Source organism: Burkholderia sp. Bp9090, assembly GCF_003857985.1.
GTDB lineage: Bacteria > Pseudomonadota > Gammaproteobacteria > Burkholderiales > Burkholderiaceae > Burkholderia.
In genome coordinates, this window is sequence record NZ_QTPV01000009.1 from 180,883 (window position 1) to 197,973 (window position 17,091).

Below are 17,091 nucleotides of genomic sequence, written 5' to 3' on the forward strand. Positions count from 1 at the left end.
CCGGACGCCTGATCGGCGTCGAACTTACCCGAATTTATCCCGACGGGGATAAGTCGAGTATCAATGCCGGACAATCACGTCCTGTCCATTTCGGACGAGTATGCCTTTCCGAACGGTCCGACACTGCGGCCCCAATTCCGCCGCACGGTCCAAGGCAGGTTGGGATTCGTCCGTATAGGCTATGTTTAGCCCATATGGTTGTCTGAGACGTGTCGGTGGAATTGCACAATCACCCCCATGCCGACACCCGAAGAAAAAGCAGCGTTCTCGGAACGCCTGAAATTCGCCTTGCGGCGCAGCCCGGACAAGGTCACAGGCGCGACGGAACTCGCGAACCGGTTCAATCTGCGTCACCGCGGTGCGCAGCCGGTTTCGCCGCAAACCGCGCACAAATGGCTGACGGGCCGCACGATTCCGACGCCGGACAAACTCGAAACGCTCGCCGACTGGTTGCGCGTCGAACTGCATTGGCTGCATTACGGCCCGTCGCCGAGCGTGACCGAACACACGACGCCGCAACCGCTGCCGCGCGACGAGCGTTATCCGCCAACACCCGAGACGATCGAACTCGCGTCGAAGATCGAGGCGTTGCCGCCGCATCAGCGTTACCTCGTTCAGGAACTGATCGAGCAGTTCTACGGCGGCGACACGAAAATCGAAGCGAAGAAGGCCTGAACGGCAGCGGTCAACGCCCCCGCGCCGCCACCCGCCAGAAACAAAAAAGCCGCATGGATGAAACCATGCGGCTTTTTTACGTGCATCGCGGACGGCTGGCCGCCCGCGTGTGCCAAGGGCGTCAGGCCTTCTTGCCGCCGCCGAGCTTGCGCGTGATGTAGTACTGCTGCGCGATCGACAGCACGTTGTTCACGACGTAGTACAGCACCAGGCCGGCCGGGAAGAAGAAGAACATCACCGAGAACGCGATCGGCATGAACTTCATCATCTTCGCCTGGACGGGGTCCGGCGGCGTCGGGTTCAGGCTCGTCTGCACGAACATCGAGACGGCCATCAGCACCGGCAGGATGAAGAACGGGTCGCGCTGCGACAGGTCGTGAATCCACAGAATCCACGGCGCGCCGCGCATTTCGACCGACGCGAGCAGCACCCAGTACAGCGAGATGAACACCGGGATCTGGATCACGACCGGCAGGCAGCCGCCGAACGGATTGACCTTCTCGGTCTTGTACAGCTCCATCAGCGCGGCGTTCATCTTCTGCGGATCGCTCTTGAAGCGTTCGCGCAGCGCCTGCATGCGCGGCGTGATTTCCTTCATGCGCGCCATCGACTTGTAGCTCGCGGCCGACAGCGGGAAGAACACGGCCTTGATCAGCACCGTCAGCAGCACGATCGCCCAGCCCCAGTTGCCGACGAAGCCGTGGATCTTCTCGAGCAGCCAGAACAGCGGCTTCGCGATGATCGTCACCCAGCCGTAGTCCTTCACGAGTTCCAGGCCCGGCGCGACGCCCTCGAGCATGCGCTCTTCTTCCGGACCGGCGAACAGGCGCGCCTGCACATCGGCCGACTGGCCCGGCGCAATCGCTGCGACCGGCTGCTTCACGCCGACGCGGTACAGCGCCGGATCGATCTTTTCAGCGTAGATGTCGCGCTTCGCGCCCTGCTGCGGAATCCAGGCCGACGCGAAGTAGTGCTGCACCATCGCGACCCAGCCGTTGTCGGAGGACTTCTCGAAGTTCGCCTTGTTCTTGTCGAGGTCGCTGAAATCGATCTTCTGGAAGTGCTTCGCGTCCGTATAGACCGCCGGCCCGAGGAACGTATGCGAGAACATCGGCGTTTCGACGGCCGTGTTGTCGCGCACCAGTTCCATGTAGACCGTCGGCGTGACCGGTGCCGTGCCGACGTTGTCGATCTTCGTGTCGACGCCGATCACGTAGCTGCCGCGCGTGAACGTGTAGGTCTTCACGACCTTCACGCCGCCCTTCACCGGCGATTCGAACGACAGCTTCAGCGTGTTCTGGTCACCCGTCAGCGACGTCGGGCCCGCGTTGACCTGCGTGTAGACGTCGTTGTGGTTCGGGAAGTCGCCGCCGAGCAGGCCCGAGCGCGCGAGATACGTGTGGCCGGCCGTATGGTCGAACAGCGTGATGTACAGGTCGGGCTGCTTGCCGTCGCCCTGCTTCTTCAGCGTCAGCTTCGCGAGCGTGCCGCCGCGCGTGTCGATTTCGCCGTCATACACGTCGGTCGAGAACTTCACGAGCTGCGCCTGCGCGGCCGGTGCCGTCGTCGACGGTGCGGTGCCTGCGGCTGCGGCAGGCGCGTCACCTGCGGTCGTCGTCGCGCCCGTGCCCGATGCACCGCCCGCAGCCGCGGGGGCCGTTTGCGTGGCGCTCGGGAAGAACATCGACGGGCGTCCATGGTCGCGCTGCCAGTTGTCGTACAGCATGACAGCTGACATGAAGAAGATCACCCATAGGACGGTGCGTTTGATATCCATGCGTTGTCTCAGAGTCGATGGGACCGCGCGTCGGCTTCGCCGCGAGCGCGAGTGTCGGAGTTGGGCGGCGGGACGAGGTCGATGCCGCCCGCGGAAAACGGATGGCATCGGCACACGCGCCTGACGGCGAGATACGTGCCGCGCGCGGCGCCATGATACTGGATTGCCTCGCGCGCGTAATCCGAACAGGAAGGATAAAAACGGCAACGGTTGCCGAGCATCGGGCTCACGGCAACCTTGTAGAAGCGCAGCAAGGCGATCAATACCGTTTCCATACCTTGGGCGGCGCCGTAAGACGCCGCGTCAAAACCGGCCGGGCAGGCGCGAACGCCGCACCGGACACGGATGCGTCACTCGGACGCGGGCTTCGACGCCCGGCGGGCGATTTCCCGGACTGCCCTGTCGAGCAGTTCGCGGATCTCGGCCGCGCACATCGCCGCGAGCGGGGCGGAAGCCGCGCTCGGCAGCGCTTTCTTGTCGAAGCGCGTGTGCTGCCGCAGCAGCAGGTCGTAACCGGCGAATTCGGCCCGGCGCAGGCGAAACTGATCGCGCGCCAGCCGCTTCACGAGGTTACGTGTTACTGCACGCGGCGCATACTTCTTGCCGACGACGAGCCCCAGACGCGCGGGCTGACCGGTCGGCTTGCCGTAGATCACGAAGTGCGCGGAACGCCGCCAGGGGCGCAAACGAAAAACGGATGAAAATTCATCCGTTTTCAGAAGTCGCGCAGCTTTCGGGAAGGCGGCTTTCGTCTGCGACGGATTCGCACCCGGCTCGACGGCACCTTCCGCAGGACTGCGGACGGCGGACACAGCGCGCAACCTGCCTTAGATGGCGAGGCGCTTGCGGCCCTTCGCGCGGCGAGCGTTGATGACCTTGCGGCCACCTGCCGTCTTCATGCGGACACGGAAGCCATGGGTGCGCTTGCGGCGCGTCACGGACGGTTGGTAAGTACGTTTCATGATGTTCTCACTTGTTCGAGAATGTCGAAATTCAGGGGACCGCGTGCCCTTAACCGGAGGCATTCGGGCGAACGCAATCGCCGGGAATACAGGATTGGTTTTCGCGGAACCCGCTATTTAAACCGTTTTTCTCTTGACGGTCAATACTTTAGGAGTCGCTCGCCTGTGCCGGCCTGCGCCGATCCGGCCCCGCGACCCACAATCCCGGCCTGTGGATAACTCGCGCTGTGGCCGCGTTTGGCGGTAGAATCTCGCCTTATCTCCAAGAATCCCGCACGCCGCCTCGGCCCGCGCCTGCCCCTCCAACACTGTGACGCAGGCGTCCGAGGCACGCTCGCACGACCGCTTCGGGCCTTGTTGCGCAACCGCGACAAGGGCGCCGGCGAGCCGCGCTGTGCACGCAAAAAACGACAGTTACTTGATGAACGATTTCTGGCAACACTGTTCCGCACTGCTGGAGCGCGAGTTGACGCCCCAGCAGTACGTGACGTGGATCAAACCCTTGGCCCCGGTGGCCTTCGATGCGTCGGCGAACACGCTGTCCATCGCCGCGCCGAACCGCTTCAAGCTGGACTGGGTCAAGAGCCAGTTTTCGGGCCGCATCTCCGATCTGGCCCGAGATTTCTGGAATGCGCCGATCGAAGTCCAGTTCGTCCTCGATCCGAAGGCAGGCATGCGCAGTGCAGCGGCCAGCGCCGCACCGGGCGCAGCCGCGCCGCGTGCGCCGCTCGCACCGAGCGGCCCGGCCGCCACGGTGGCCGCGATCGCCGCCAATCTGACCGCGAATGCATCGGCTGCACCGAGCGCGCCGGCCGACGTGCCGATGACGCCGTCGGCGGCCGCCGCGCACCACCTGAACGCCGACGACGCCGACATCGACCTGCCGAGCCTGCCCGCGCACGAAGCGGCGGCCGGCCGCCGCACGTGGCGTCCGGGCCCCGGTGCGGCACCCGCGAACGGCGGCGAAGCCGATTCGATGTACGAGCGCTCGAAGCTGAACCCCGTGCTCACGTTCGACAACTTCGTGACCGGTAAGGCGAACCAGCTCGCGCGCGCCGCCGCGATCCAGGTCGCGGACAACCCGGGCATCTCGTACAACCCGCTGTTCCTGTACGGCGGCGTCGGCCTCGGCAAGACCCACCTGATCCACGCGATCGGCAACCAGCTGCTGCTCGACAAGGCCGGCGCGCGGATCCGCTACATCCATGCGGAACAGTACGTGTCCGACGTGGTGAAGGCGTACCAGCGCAAGGCGTTCGACGACTTCAAGCGCTACTACCACTCGCTCGACCTGCTGCTGATCGACGATATCCAGTTCTTCTCCGGCAAGTCGCGCACGCAAGAGGAATTCTTCTACGCGTTCGAGGCGCTGGTCGCGAACAAGGCGCAGGTGATCATCACCAGCGACACGTATCCGAAGGAAATCTCGGGCATCGACGATCGCCTGATCTCGCGCTTCGACTCGGGCCTCACCGTCGCGATCGAGCCGCCCGAGCTGGAAATGCGCGTCGCGATCCTGATGCGCAAGGCGCAGTCGGAAGGCGTGAACCTGTCGGAAGACGTCGCGTTCTTCGTCGCGAAGCACCTGCGCTCGAACGTGCGCGAACTCGAAGGCGCGCTGCGCAAGATCCTCGCGTACTCGAAGTTCCACGGCCGCGAGATCTCGATCGAGCTGACCAAGGAAGCGCTGAAGGACCTGCTGACCGTGCAGAACCGGCAGATTTCGGTCGAGAACATCCAGAAGACCGTCGCCGACTTCTACAACATCAAGGTCGCCGACATGTATTCGAAGAAGCGCCCCGCGAACATCGCGCGGCCGCGGCAGATCGCGATGTACCTGGCGAAGGAACTCACGCAGAAGAGCCTGCCGGAAATCGGCGAGCTGTTCGGCGGGCGCGATCACACCACCGTGCTGCACGCGGTGCGCAAGATCGCCGACGAGCGCAGTAAGGACGCGCAGCTCAACCACGAGCTGCACGTGCTGGAACAGACGCTGAAGGGCTGAGCGCGCGCACCGCGCTTGATAATTCGGCATCCGCCCCAAATTAAGGGGGGCGGTTCGGTTTTGAGGCACAATACTGGTTTGACCGCCCCGGTGGTGGCGGGCCAAGAGCCCGGCCGGCGGGGCGCTGCGAGGCTGCTGCGCTGCAGGCCGTTACTCAACGAAGGAACTCTATGCAACTGGTCAAGACCGAACGAGACACACTCCTCAGGCCGCTGCAAACGGTCAGCGGCATCGTCGAACGCCGCCATACGTTGCCGATCCTCGCCAACCTGCTGATCACCAAGAACGGCCCGGACGTTTCGTTCCTGTCGACCGACCTGGAGCTGCAGATCACCACGCGCGCCGATTTCGGCGTCGGCGGCGACCAGGTCGCGACCACCGTCGCCGCGCGCAAGCTGCTCGACATCCTGCGCGCGATGCCTGACGGCCAGGTCACGCTGTCGCTCGCCGACAAGCGCCTCACCGTTCAATCGGGCAAGAGCCGCTTCGCACTGCAGACGCTCGCGGCCGACGAGTTCCCGACCGTCGCGCAGGCGAAGGATTTCGGCGCCACGCTCACCGTCCCGCAGAAGTCGTTCCGCCAGCTGCTCGGCATGGTTCACTTCGCGATGGCGCAGCAGGACATCCGCTACTACCTGAACGGCATGCTGCTCGTCGTCGACGGCGACCAGCTGATGGCCGTGGCCACCGACGGCCACCGCCTCGCGTTCTCGTCGATGCAGCTCGAAGGCGGCACGTTCGGCCGCCAGGAAGTCATCGTGCCGCGCAAGACGATTCTCGAGCTGCAGCGCCTGCTCGAAGACATCGACGACACCGTCACCATCGACATCGCGCAAACCCAGGCCAAGTTCACGTTCGGCCAGGTCGAGCTCGTGTCGAAACTCGTCGAGGGCAAGTTCCCCGACTTCCAGCGCGTGATCCCGAAGGCGCACAAGAACACGTTCGAGATCGGCCGTGAAGAACTGCAGCGTTCGCTGCAGCGCGCGGCGATCCTGACCTCGGACAAGTTCAAGGGCGTGCGCTGCATCATCGCGCCGGGCCAGCTGAAGATCATGTCGACCAACGCCGATCAGGAAGAGGCGCAGGAAGAACTCGAAATCGCCTACCAGGGCGATACCGTCGACATCGGCTTCAACGTCACGTATCTGCTCGACGTGCTCGCGAACCTGAAGGTCGACACCGTGCAGGTGAGCCTCGGCGACGCCAGCTCGAGCGCGCTGATTACCGTGCCCGAGAACGACGAGTTCAAGTATGTCGTGATGCCGATGCGCATCTGACGCGCACGACATCAAGACACACACCAGGGGGCGGCAAGCCCCTTTGGCGTTTTTATGGCGAACCGACAACCCGTCCCTTTGGTGCCTTTTCGGCGCTTGGGGCGGGCCAGGAAACTGGAGCGGCCCGGCGATTTCTCTCGCTGAAACGCACCGCGCCGCCACCTGAGTGGCCTCGCAGAACCGGAAGATATCCATGAGTGAACAGCACAATTCGCAACCCGATAACAGCAGCTACGGCGCCTCGTCGATCCAGATCCTCGAAGGTCTGGAAGCGGTGCGCAAGCGCCCCGGGATGTACATCGGCGACACGTCTGACGGCACCGGTCTGCACCACCTCGTGTTCGAGGTGCTCGACAACTCGATCGACGAAGCGTTGGCCGGGTACTGCAACGACATCCACGTGACGATTCACGCCGACAACTCGATTTCCGTGACCGACAACGGCCGCGGGATTCCGACCGACGTGAAGATGAACGACAAGCACGAGCCGAAGCGCAGTGCTGCGGAAATCGTGATGACCGAGCTGCACGCTGGCGGCAAGTTCGACCAGAACAGCTACAAGGTGTCGGGCGGCCTGCACGGCGTGGGCGTGTCGTGCGTGAACGCGCTGTCGAGCTGGCTGCGCCTCACCGTGCGTCGGAACGGCAAGAAGCACTTCATGGAGTTCCATCGCGGCGTCGCACAGGAACGCGTGCTCGAGACGGTGGACGGCGTGGAAGTTTCGCCGATGCTGATCACCGGTGACACCGAGAACCGCGGCACCGAAGTGCACTTCATGGCCGATCCGACCATTTTCGGCACGGTCGAGTATCACTACGACATCCTCGCGAAGCGGATGCGTGAACTCTCGTTCCTGAACAACGGCGTGCGGATTCGTCTCACGGACCTGCGCTCGGGCAAGGAAGACGATTTCGCGTTCGCCGGCGGTGTGAAGGGCTTCGTCGAGTTCATCAACAAGACGAAGACCAACCTGCACCCGACGGTGTTCTTCGCCAACGGCGAGAAGGATGGCGTGGGCGTCGAAGTCGCGATGCAGTGGAACGACAGCTACAACGAAAACGTGCTGTGCTTCACGAACAACATTCCGCAGCGCGACGGCGGCACGCACCTGACCGGCCTGCGGGCCGCGATGACGCGCGTCATCAACAAGTACATCACCGACAACGAAATCGCGAAGAAGGCGAAGGTCGAGACGACCGGCGACGACATGCGCGAAGGGCTGTCGTGCGTGCTGTCCGTGAAGGTGCCGGAGCCGAAGTTCAGCTCGCAGACGAAGGACAAGCTGGTTTCTTCTGAGGTTCGCGCGCCGGTTGAAGAGGTTGTGGCGAAGGCGCTGGAAGAATTCCTTTTGGAAACGCCGATCGACGCGAAGATCATCTGCGGGAAGATCGTTGAGGCTGCTCGGGCGCGGGATGCTGCGCGGAAGGCGCGTGAAATGACGCGACGCAAGGGCGTGCTCGACGGCGTTGGTCTGCCGGGCAAGCTCGCGGACTGTCAGGAGAAGGATCCGGCTAAGTGCGAAATCTACATCGTCGAGGGTGACTCGGCAGGTGGTTCGGCGAAGCAAGGGCGTGATCGCAAGTTCCAGGCGATCCTGCCGCTGCGCGGCAAGGTGCTGAACGTCGAGAAGGCTCGCTACGACAAGCTGCTGTCGTCGGAGCAGATCGTCACGCTCGTGACCGCGCTTGGGTGCGGGATCGGCAAGGAAGACTACAACCTCGACAAGCTGCGCTATCACCGCATCATCATCATGACCGACGCGGACGTCGACGGTGCGCACATCCGGACGCTGCTGCTCACGTTCCTCTATCGCCAGATGCCGGACATGATCGAGCGCGGGTACGTGTATATCGCGCAGCCGCCGCTTTACAAGATCAAGGCGGGCAAGGACGAGCGGTATCTGAAGGACGACGTGGAGCTCAACGCGCACATGCTGCGGTTGGCGCTGCAAGGGTCGGAGCTGGTGCCGGGTGAGAATGCGGCGGCGATTTCCGGGGATGCGCTTGGGGAGCTGGCAAGGTCGTATCTGCTGTCGCAGAGCGTGATCGAGCGGTTGAGCCGGTTGTATGACCCGGCCGCGCTGGAAGCGGTCATGGATGGGGTGGTGATCGACCTCTCCACTGAGGCTTCGACTGAGGCTTCGGCTAAGGCGCTGCACGCTGCGTTGCATGATGAAGCGCTGAAGAACGAAGTGCGTGTCGTGCCTTCGTATGACCCGGTTCGAGAACAGCGGTCGCTGCATGTCGAACGTACCCATCACGGCAACGTGCGCGTTTCGGTCATCGACCAGGAATTCCAGCACACGGCGGATTATCAGCAGCTCGTGACGACGGCGAATACGTTCAAGGGGCTCATCGGGGAAGGTGCGGTCATCAAGCGCGGTGAGCGCAGCATGGCTGTCGCGGACTTCAAGAGCGCGATGAAGTGGCTGCTGGCGGATGCTGAACGCAACGTCTCCAAACAACGCTATAAGGGGCTCGGCGAGATGAACCCCGAGCAGCTGTGGGAAACGACGATGGATCCGGCAGTGCGGCGTCTGCTGCGTGTGCAGATCGAAGACGCGATTGCCGCGGATGGGATCTTTACTACTCTCATGGGGGATGATGTCGAGCCGCGGCGGGCGTTTATTGAGTCGAATGCGTTGCGGGCGGGGAATATTGACGTTTGATACCCGTTTAGATCGCTCATCTACGGTGAAACTCACATCGACTTGATGTGACATCTTCCACACCAAGCAAAAAGGCCCGATATGATCGGGCCTTTTTATTTATGTTGCTTTAAAATACCATCACGGTCCCAAAAGGCGATATCGCCCCAGCATCTTGTAGAATTACAACCGCAAAACACCTGAAGCATTCTGGGGAATTGAATGTTAACGGACATATATCAATTTATTATTGGGCACCTCTATTCACGCCGAGATGTTTTCAAAATTATTGGAATAGATGATCCTAAGGGCGGAGCCTGGTATACAGGTTACACATCACACCAGAGAGACTGGTTCATATTCTGCGGAATAGGAACCTCCGGGCGAACAGGCCACAGTTACCCCAACCACTTCATTGGAAACGATCTAGTCTGGTTTGGAAAAACAAGAACCACCACTCAACAACCAGCAATAAAAAGCCTGACCAGCAACAACAGTCGAGTTTATATTTTCTACAGAAACAATAATCGCGACCTGTTTACCTTTGCCGGAATCGCCAAGGCCAAAACAATCAAGGATTCCATTCCCGTCGAAGTTCTATGGACTTTCGAAAATACTCTTGCCGTTGATTTCACATATCCAGAAGAGATCATCGATTCTGAATCAGTCACGGAAGGAACCAAAAAATCTATCACTATCAACGTTTACGAACGTGATTCAGGCGCTCGCGAAAAATGCATTAAGCGGTGGGGCCTTAAGTGTTCAGTCTGTGATTTTGATTTCAGAATTCAATACGGAGAATTAGGGGAAAACTACATTCACGTACACCACCTCCGCCCAATCTCAGAGATTGGAACAACGTACCAGCTTGACCCGTTAAATGATCTTCGTCCCGTTTGCCCCAATTGCCATGCAATGCTACATCGCCAAAAACCTCCTCTGAGTATTGAATCGCTACGCGAACTTGTGAGACGCCAACGTGGCATAGTAGCCGATGCTTGCATATCTACCGAGATATCGATACATTCGAATTCATCAGCACACAACAAATCCGGAAAACGGGGTAAGAGATGAAAAGTGATCAAATCTCTCTGAAAGTGACAGACATTGGAGAATACATTCGACATCATTCATGCGCTCGTCGTCTAAAACTTGGACAAGACGAGGGGCGGCTTCGACGAGCTCTGCCTTTCTATAATCGCCTTTTCAATCCTCTAGATCCTGTATTGCGAAGCGCCGGGGCTGACCGAGAAGATGAAGTTGACGAAAATTTGGTCACGCAAGGTTTCGTCGATGTGACGCATTACCGCGCCCGCCGCGAAGTAGATGATACTCACCGTACAAGTTGGCACGATTTTTCCGAAGCACTTCGCACAATAAGTCCTGGGGACCTAGTATTCGGTCGCGAAGTAGAAGTCGAGGGGGTCATTGGTGCCTTCAGAGTACTTGGCAGAATCGATTTCGTGCTGATCGAATGGAATCAGGATCGGCCGCGGATACGTCTCGTCGAATGCAAGGCTTCTCGGAAAGATAAAACGTATCAGCGAATCCAAGCCGCCGTCTATCGCCTTCTGGTGAGAAGTATCGTCCAGGAGCGTGGACTGAGAATCGGAGGGATCGCGGCCTCGCCCGGGTCGATCGAAGCCGTTGTCGCGAGAATCGACGAAGGAACTGAGGAGGTCCAACCGGTTCGCGATCTCTTCCCTCACGATCTGGAAGTTGAAACTTCGGATGTCTTACGTTTGCTTGAAGACGGCGGACAGATCGACGCCGTTCTAGCATCGCAACCTGAGGAACTCCCGTATTCGATCGAACCCAAATGCGACCACTGTAAGTTCAATGTAGTCTGTCTACCGGAAGCCGGTCGAACTCGGGCCATCGAGCTTATCGGCGTGGACTCTTCGACCGCACGAATCCTCCGAAATAATGGAGTCCGCACGATTGACGACCTTGCTGAGCTTGACCTCGAATCTCTCGCAGCACAAGCTTGTCGTTCATCGCCAGGCTTCTCCGCTAATCTGTCAATGCTTAGTGCGCTGGCGCAAGCACGTAGAACAACTCTTCCAAAAGGTGAGCATAGTTCCGATGACTATCCTGTAAAGAGGCTGCCGTGGAAGGTTCAAAGTCAGATACCGGCATTCCAAGCGGGTGACGTGCCTGTCGTCCGTGTATATATCGGCGTGCATTACGACTATGTTGAAAACCGCATCGGTTCTCTCGTTGCGCACGTAACAACCAGTCAGTGGCAACTGCATACTCCGTTCGCGTTAACGGAGGACGGTCGTTGGACCCCTCAACCGCATGTCGTAGAAAGGCGTAAAACTGACGCTGTCGACGCAAACGAGATGCCAACGTACGAACAGAGAGAACTTTCTGAGCACCGTGATGTGATTCGGAGCCGCGGTGGCCCATGGTCAAGCAATCATGACGCAGCCACCGGTCAGGAAGCTGAGTTATTGCAGGGATTTTTCGATGAATTGATCAATGCCATTGCAGACGTCGCAAGCGATCGATATTCACCCATTCATTTCTATGTGTGGTCGCGCGGCGAGATGGCACAGCTTATCGAAGCATGCTTACGATCAGATACAAGATTGCTACGCAGTCTTCAGGAATTGATGGGATGTAGAGAGCCCCTCGATCAGCTAATCTTTTCTTGCGTCGGCGAGGAAGCCGACAGAGAATTTGCTCTTGGATGGACTGGAAGAGGACTTTCCGTTCTAACTTCTCTTCGGTGGTTCGGAGAAAGGTTCCACTGGATGCGGACGATCAATCGTGAACCGGTCCAGTTAGACTGGGTGTTCCGGCAAGATCTATTTGACTTCAAAACGCGCCTGGATCTTCGATCCGACAATGAGTGGGCCCGCGATCGAGATTCCGATAAAACACCACATCATTTCGAGATTCGAAGCCGTTTTTTTGATTCATTGAGCGCCCCCTACTGGAGAGCTGTTTGGGGAACCCTCCCTCGGCCGGAGACAGCTCAACACGACGCTCAGCAGCGCGGGCAACTTGAGCGTTATTACGAGGCCTCACATCCAAACTACTTGAACGGGCTCCTGCTCGCTCGTGTGCACGGGATGAGATGGATCGAATGGTTTCTCCCTCGAAATGATGAAATTTCAAAGCCGAAGCTTGATGTAAATGCACTGAGACAATTCAATCTTGGAATCACGACTCCTGCCGAAGCAGCATTGGACTTCCTACGCCTCGACCATCATGTGAAAGTCGCAGAGTGGCTTTCAACGCATATGGTCCCCGCATCGAATCGAGTCGCTAAGGGAATAACGCTCCCGTTGAAAGATGTTCGGGAAGTTGCAGGCGGGAAAGAGGTAACGGCTCGAATCGATGTCGATACCTACGGCACCGACCTGGCTACCTTGAGGAACATCTTCAGTGGCTCAGAATTCGCTCGTCTAAGCCCCCACTCCGGTAAGCCAGAAGTCGGTCAAACGATGAGGCAGTTGCTCTTCGGTGGAGCTACCTGCATCGTCAACGATATCGATTGGGAGTCGGGTACAGTTCGATTGGCACCGCACTTCTCAAAGGCAGGACGCTACATCGCAGCCAGTCGATCTGCGGAAGGTCTCGATTTCGACTTTGCAACCCTTGATGAGAGTGTCAGTGATTTTGTCGCGCCAAAGGTGGATGCACGGCTGACAGAAATTTCAGCGCATCATACGTACCAATGGTTGGATACTGCCAACCCTCGGATTCCCACTGAAGCTGCGCTGACGCCGAACGAAAAACATCGCCTGGCTGCGGCTTTAGATACATTTCGGACACCACAAGATTTCCAGCTAAAAGACGATCAGAAGCGGGCCATCATCGAGGGCATCTCATCACGCATACAGTTGTTGCAGGGGCCACCTGGTACTGGCAAAACCCAGACGACTGCAGCAAGCGTTCTCTCGCGGTGTTGGATGGCTCTTGAAGACGGCGACGTAGTCGTTGTAGCTGCTCAAACTCATACTGCCGTGGACGAGTTGATGCTCCGTATAGCGGCTACCATTGAACCTCTTCATCAAGCTTTTTCCGCGGCCGGCGTCAATGCACCATTAGTCCAACTGTTTCGCGTTGACGCGCGTGAGCCGTTGGCGGGAATTGAGGAAATACAAAGTCAAGCAGCTGTCCGAGTGATATCAAGGGCGCGGAAAGATGGAATTGTTATCGTGGGCGGAACAACAACGGCACTACTAAAGTTGGCAGCCAAACTGGACAATTCTGCTGCATTTGGCAACCGTCCAACCGGCTTTCAATGCGACCTTCTCGTTGTCGACGAAGCGAGCATGATGGTGTTGGCGCACTTTCTTGCTCTAACAACCCTTCTATCTCCCGAGGGCCAGATCATGCTGTCCGGCGACCATCGTCAGCTGGCGCCGATCGTTGCACACAACTGGGAGGAAGAGGATAGATATCCGGTCACAGTCTATCAGCCCTATGTAAGTGCCTACGAAGCAGTGCGTGGCATTAAAGTTCGCCGCCAAGTGTCCGACGAGCAGATTGTTTTGTCATCCCTCACGTTCACGTTCCGACTGCCGGACGTCGTCCGACATCTCATTAGTCCGATCTATCAACGGGACAACATCCAACTGGAAGGTATGGCACGTGAGGCCGAGGCGCCGCAATTGATAAATTCTGCCTCACCTTGGAGTGCGATTTGGGCCGATACCGAGCGCCTCCACCTCGTCGTCCATGACGACCAGTTTTCGGTGAAAGCGAACCCGCTCGAGGTAGCGATCATTGAAGAAATTCTCGACAGCAAGGATACTCATCGAACACGGAGCGTCGTCGTGATGACGCCCCACCGAGCGCAGCGAAGCTTGCTTACGCAGCGCCTCGACCGTCGAAAGGAGATCCTCCGGATTGATACCGTCGAAAAAATGCAGGGTGGCGAATGCCCTGTCGTGATAGTCTCCGCGACTGCCAGCGATACAGCCGCGATCACCAAGAATGCCTCATTCATTTTGGATCTGAATCGCGCAAATGTTGCCTTCTCCCGCACACAGGAGCGCCTGATTGTAGTCTGTGCACGATCGCTGCTGGATAACGTCCCGGCAGACCTAGACAACTACGAATCAGCGATGCTCTGGAAGGCTATCCGAGAATTGTGTGGCACCGTGGTTGGCAAGGTTCGAATCGGTGACAACAATGCCGTTATTTACTCTCCTGGACCAAAGTTGTATTCATGAGTAGGAAATCTACAACCGGAAAGACGCCGCCCACCTCCATCCCTGCCCTCTCCTTTTTCACCGGAGCGGGCGGTCTGGACCTTGGAGTTCGGGAAGCCGGATTCGAACCACAGTTGAGCATTGAGGCCGACCCTGCCGCACGGTTGACTTTGGCTACCAACTGGCCTCGACATAAGCTTGCGGAGCCCGGTGACGTGCATGAGCTTTCTGTTCACGAAATCGAGGAACAGTCGGGTCTAAAAAGTGGAGATGTTGGGCTGCTCTTTGGCGGTCCACCATGCCAACCGTTCTCGAAGGCGGCGCTTTGGCATGCGGGGACGGTGGCAAAATTGAAGGATCCACGCGCGAAGACTCTCACTGCGATGATGGACGCGGTAGCACATTTTTTGCCAGAGCTGATTCTGATAGAGAACGTTAGCGGGTTGGCTGCGGGGAAGGGGTCCGGTGCATCTTACGTGAAGCGCAGGCTAGCGGCTATCAATCGCGTTTCGAAAACGTTGTACCGCCCAACTTCTTTCGTTCTAAATGCTCTTGATTTTGGCGTACCCCAAGCACGTGAACGACTATTCATTGTCGCCGCACGATCGGGAGGCCAATTGAAGAGGCCCATACCCACTCATTTCAATCCGGACCAGACATCTAACCCGGAAACGAGGTGGCGAACCTGTTGGGACGCGATTGGACATCTAACTGTTGATTCCGATGAGCACGAGCTCCTTCAACCGAGCGGCAAGTGGGCTGAGCTCCTCCCCTCCATTCCCGAGGGCAACAACTATCTCTGGCATACCGACAGAGGAGGCGGCCTTCCAATCTTTGGTTGGCGCAGGCGCTATTGGTCGTTTCTTTTGAAGCTAGCAAAAGATCGACCCGCTTGGACTATTGCTGCAAATCCAGGTCCTGCGACCGGCCCATTTCATTGGAAAAATCGCCGTCTTTCGATACACGAATTGGCAGCATTGCAGACGTTTCCCGGCGATTACCAATGGCCCGTCGCTCATAGGGTAGCTCAAGCACAGATAGGTAATGCGGTGCCACCAGCGCTTGCTGCTGCAATAGCGATGGAGATACGAACCCAGCATTTCGGTGACGCTCCCCTCAATCCGACTCGATTCGTTCCCGTAGCTCGTTCAGATTGTCCTCCCGCGGAAAGACCCCAGAAGACAGCTAAAAGCTTCAGGAAACTTGAACTCGACAACTCACCGCATCCAGGCGAAGGAAGGGGACCTGGCGCTAAAGCTCGCGGTTGATATAAGCGAAAATCTTCAGTACTGCATGACGAGCTCAATTTTAAAGAAAATTGAATTTCGTCATGCAAAACGCATTGATTCCGCTGCGCCCCAGCCATACCGTCCCAAGATAGTTCGGATGACGTCTCGACTGAAGTGTCGTCGGCGTACTCGCGAAGGTCTTGCGCCACGCATCCAGATTCGTATCGAAGAGCCGTACCGCTGCTGCCGGGTGCTCTTTCAGCAACGCTCGTGTGATGCGTCGATTCCGACGCCCGTACACAAATAATCCTCCTTGCCACTCGTCGACGATTTCGCCAATCGCAACCCTCCTCCTCACGGCTCGGCGACGCAAAATTCTTTAAGGCTGATGCACTCTATACCGTTCGGCTACTTCGCACGTATTGGCCTCATCACGCGCCTTTCTTCGCTTAAACTCGAACTGCCTCACCGCAAAAAGCGCGGGCCGCATGGGCTGCCACCCATACGACCCGCTGACCACAACCAACTCACACCAGGAGTCGGAAATGGCTAACGCCAATCATAAGTCACGCCCCGTCGTAACGGAACGCTTCGTCAAGATTCAAGAATCAGCACGCCATCATTCCTTGTCTAGAGTCCTCCGTGCCATCAGAGCACACCGGAAACTGAACACGACGTATTACCCGTGGATCAAATTGGCGGGCGTATGGCTTGAGGACGCGGGATTCGAGGCAGGAGAACGCGTCCGGATTACTGTCGAGCACCAGCGACTCATCACTACGCCGATGTGATCGGCGCATTGCCCATGGTGGGCGTCGCAAGTCACCATCCGTCTAGGTAGCTTGGTGCCCGATACTCCGCACCGTTAGTAACTGTGACAAGCGACGATCGTGCTGCAATCGCAGCGGGCCGGCCACTCGGGCCCGCTGCCGTGTAGCCTTTCAGCACGAGCTGCAACCCATGCCAGGCGCACCACACATTTTCGCCGCGCAAATGCAAAAACCCCCGCCTTGTCGGGCGGGGGTTTCTGGCTTAGGGAGCCTGACGATTACCTACTTTCACACGGGAATCCGCACTATCATCGGCGTAGAGTCGTTTCACGGTCCTGTTCGGGATGGGAAGGGGTGGGACCGACTCGCTATGGTCATCAGGCAAAGAGGGTTGTCACGTTGCTTGGCAACGCGACCAATCTGGGAAGAAGCAGTAATTTTGAGTTGTGTGTATCACACACGAGAATCCAACCAGTCCGACGCGCTCATCTTAGCGCGAGACAGACTTGTTATAGGATCAAGCCTTACGGGCAATTAGTATCAGTTAGCTGAACGCATTACTGCGCTTACACACCTGA

Annotated in this window: 12 protein-coding genes and 1 rRNA gene; 8 read left to right on the top strand and 5 right to left on the bottom strand. The window is 58.4% G+C overall.

All coding sequences use genetic code 11. From position 1 onward, the window contains the following. The first annotated feature begins 237 nt into the window (after window positions 1-237). Window positions 238-675, top strand: coding sequence for a helix-turn-helix domain-containing protein (locus DIE16_RS11905; protein WP_124486743.1), 438 nt, complete (start codon window positions 238-240; stop codon window positions 673-675). A 121-nt stretch (window positions 676-796) separates the two neighbouring features. Here the strand turns inward: DIE16_RS11905 and yidC are convergent, their stop codons facing one another. The 4 genes from yidC to rpmH form a co-directional block, all read right to left on the bottom strand. Further along, the gene (yidC, locus tag DIE16_RS11910) at window positions 797-2,452 is read right to left on the bottom strand and encodes a membrane protein insertase YidC (RefSeq protein WP_124892325.1); all 1,656 of its coding nucleotides are present in this window, start codon (window positions 2,450-2,452) and stop codon (window positions 797-799) included. Between the two features lie 8 nt (window positions 2,453-2,460). Continuing rightward, window positions 2,461-2,727, bottom strand: a complete 267-nt coding sequence (yidD, locus tag DIE16_RS11915) for a membrane protein insertion efficiency factor YidD (RefSeq protein ID WP_006750110.1) — start codon at window positions 2,725-2,727, stop codon at window positions 2,461-2,463. A gap of 75 nt (window positions 2,728-2,802) precedes the next feature. Continuing rightward, on the bottom strand, window positions 2,803-3,264 hold the full coding sequence (rnpA, locus tag DIE16_RS11920) for a ribonuclease P protein component (RefSeq protein ID WP_039364627.1): 462 nt from the start codon (window positions 3,262-3,264) through the stop codon (window positions 2,803-2,805). A 15-nt stretch (window positions 3,265-3,279) separates the two neighbouring features. Continuing rightward, on the bottom strand, window positions 3,280-3,414 hold the full coding sequence (gene rpmH / locus DIE16_RS11925) for a 50S ribosomal protein L34 (protein WP_004198824.1): 135 nt from the start codon (window positions 3,412-3,414) through the stop codon (window positions 3,280-3,282). A gap of 421 nt (window positions 3,415-3,835) precedes the next feature. Here rpmH and dnaA point away from each other — a divergent pair, with 421 nt between their 5' ends. The 7 genes from dnaA (at window position 3,836) to DIE16_RS11960 (ending at window position 16,534) form a co-directional block, all read left to right on the top strand. Next, the gene (dnaA, locus tag DIE16_RS11930) at window positions 3,836-5,419 is read left to right on the top strand and encodes a chromosomal replication initiator protein DnaA (protein WP_044848662.1); all 1,584 of its coding nucleotides are present in this window, start codon (window positions 3,836-3,838) and stop codon (window positions 5,417-5,419) included. Window positions 5,420-5,589: 170 nt separating this feature from the next. Next, window positions 5,590-6,696, top strand: coding sequence for a DNA polymerase III subunit beta (gene dnaN, locus DIE16_RS11935; RefSeq protein ID WP_124892326.1), 1,107 nt, complete (start codon window positions 5,590-5,592; stop codon window positions 6,694-6,696). Window positions 6,697-6,889: 193 nt separating this feature from the next. Then, window positions 6,890-9,364 carry a DNA topoisomerase (ATP-hydrolyzing) subunit B gene (gyrB, locus tag DIE16_RS11940; RefSeq protein ID WP_044848661.1) on the top strand — a complete coding sequence of 825 codons (2,475 nt, stop codon included), beginning with the start codon at window positions 6,890-6,892 and terminating at the stop codon, window positions 9,362-9,364. Between the two features lie 201 nt (window positions 9,365-9,565). Further along, complete coding sequence (locus DIE16_RS11945; protein ID WP_124892327.1) at window positions 9,566-10,417, top strand: DUF3427 domain-containing protein; 852 nt, start codon at window positions 9,566-9,568, stop codon at window positions 10,415-10,417. Further along, a complete protein-coding gene (locus DIE16_RS11950; protein WP_124892328.1) occupies window positions 10,414-14,535 on the top strand; it encodes an AAA domain-containing protein in 4,122 nt (1,373 codons plus the stop codon). Before DIE16_RS11945 ends, DIE16_RS11950 begins: the two co-directional genes overlap by 4 nt. Beyond that, window positions 14,532-15,782: a DNA cytosine methyltransferase gene (locus DIE16_RS37525; protein ID WP_124892329.1), complete on the top strand. Its 1,251-nt coding sequence runs from the start codon at window positions 14,532-14,534 to the stop codon at window positions 15,780-15,782. Before DIE16_RS11950 ends, DIE16_RS37525 begins: the two co-directional genes overlap by 4 nt. Before the next feature lie 506 nt (window positions 15,783-16,288). Then, window positions 16,289-16,534, top strand: coding sequence for a SymE family type I addiction module toxin (locus DIE16_RS11960; RefSeq protein WP_124892331.1), 246 nt, complete (start codon window positions 16,289-16,291; stop codon window positions 16,532-16,534). Window positions 16,535-16,782: 248 nt separating this feature from the next. Here DIE16_RS11960 and rrf read toward each other — a convergent pair. Further along, a 5S ribosomal RNA gene (gene rrf, locus DIE16_RS11965) occupies window positions 16,783-16,895 on the bottom strand. Window positions 16,896-17,091: the final 196 nt, after the last annotated feature.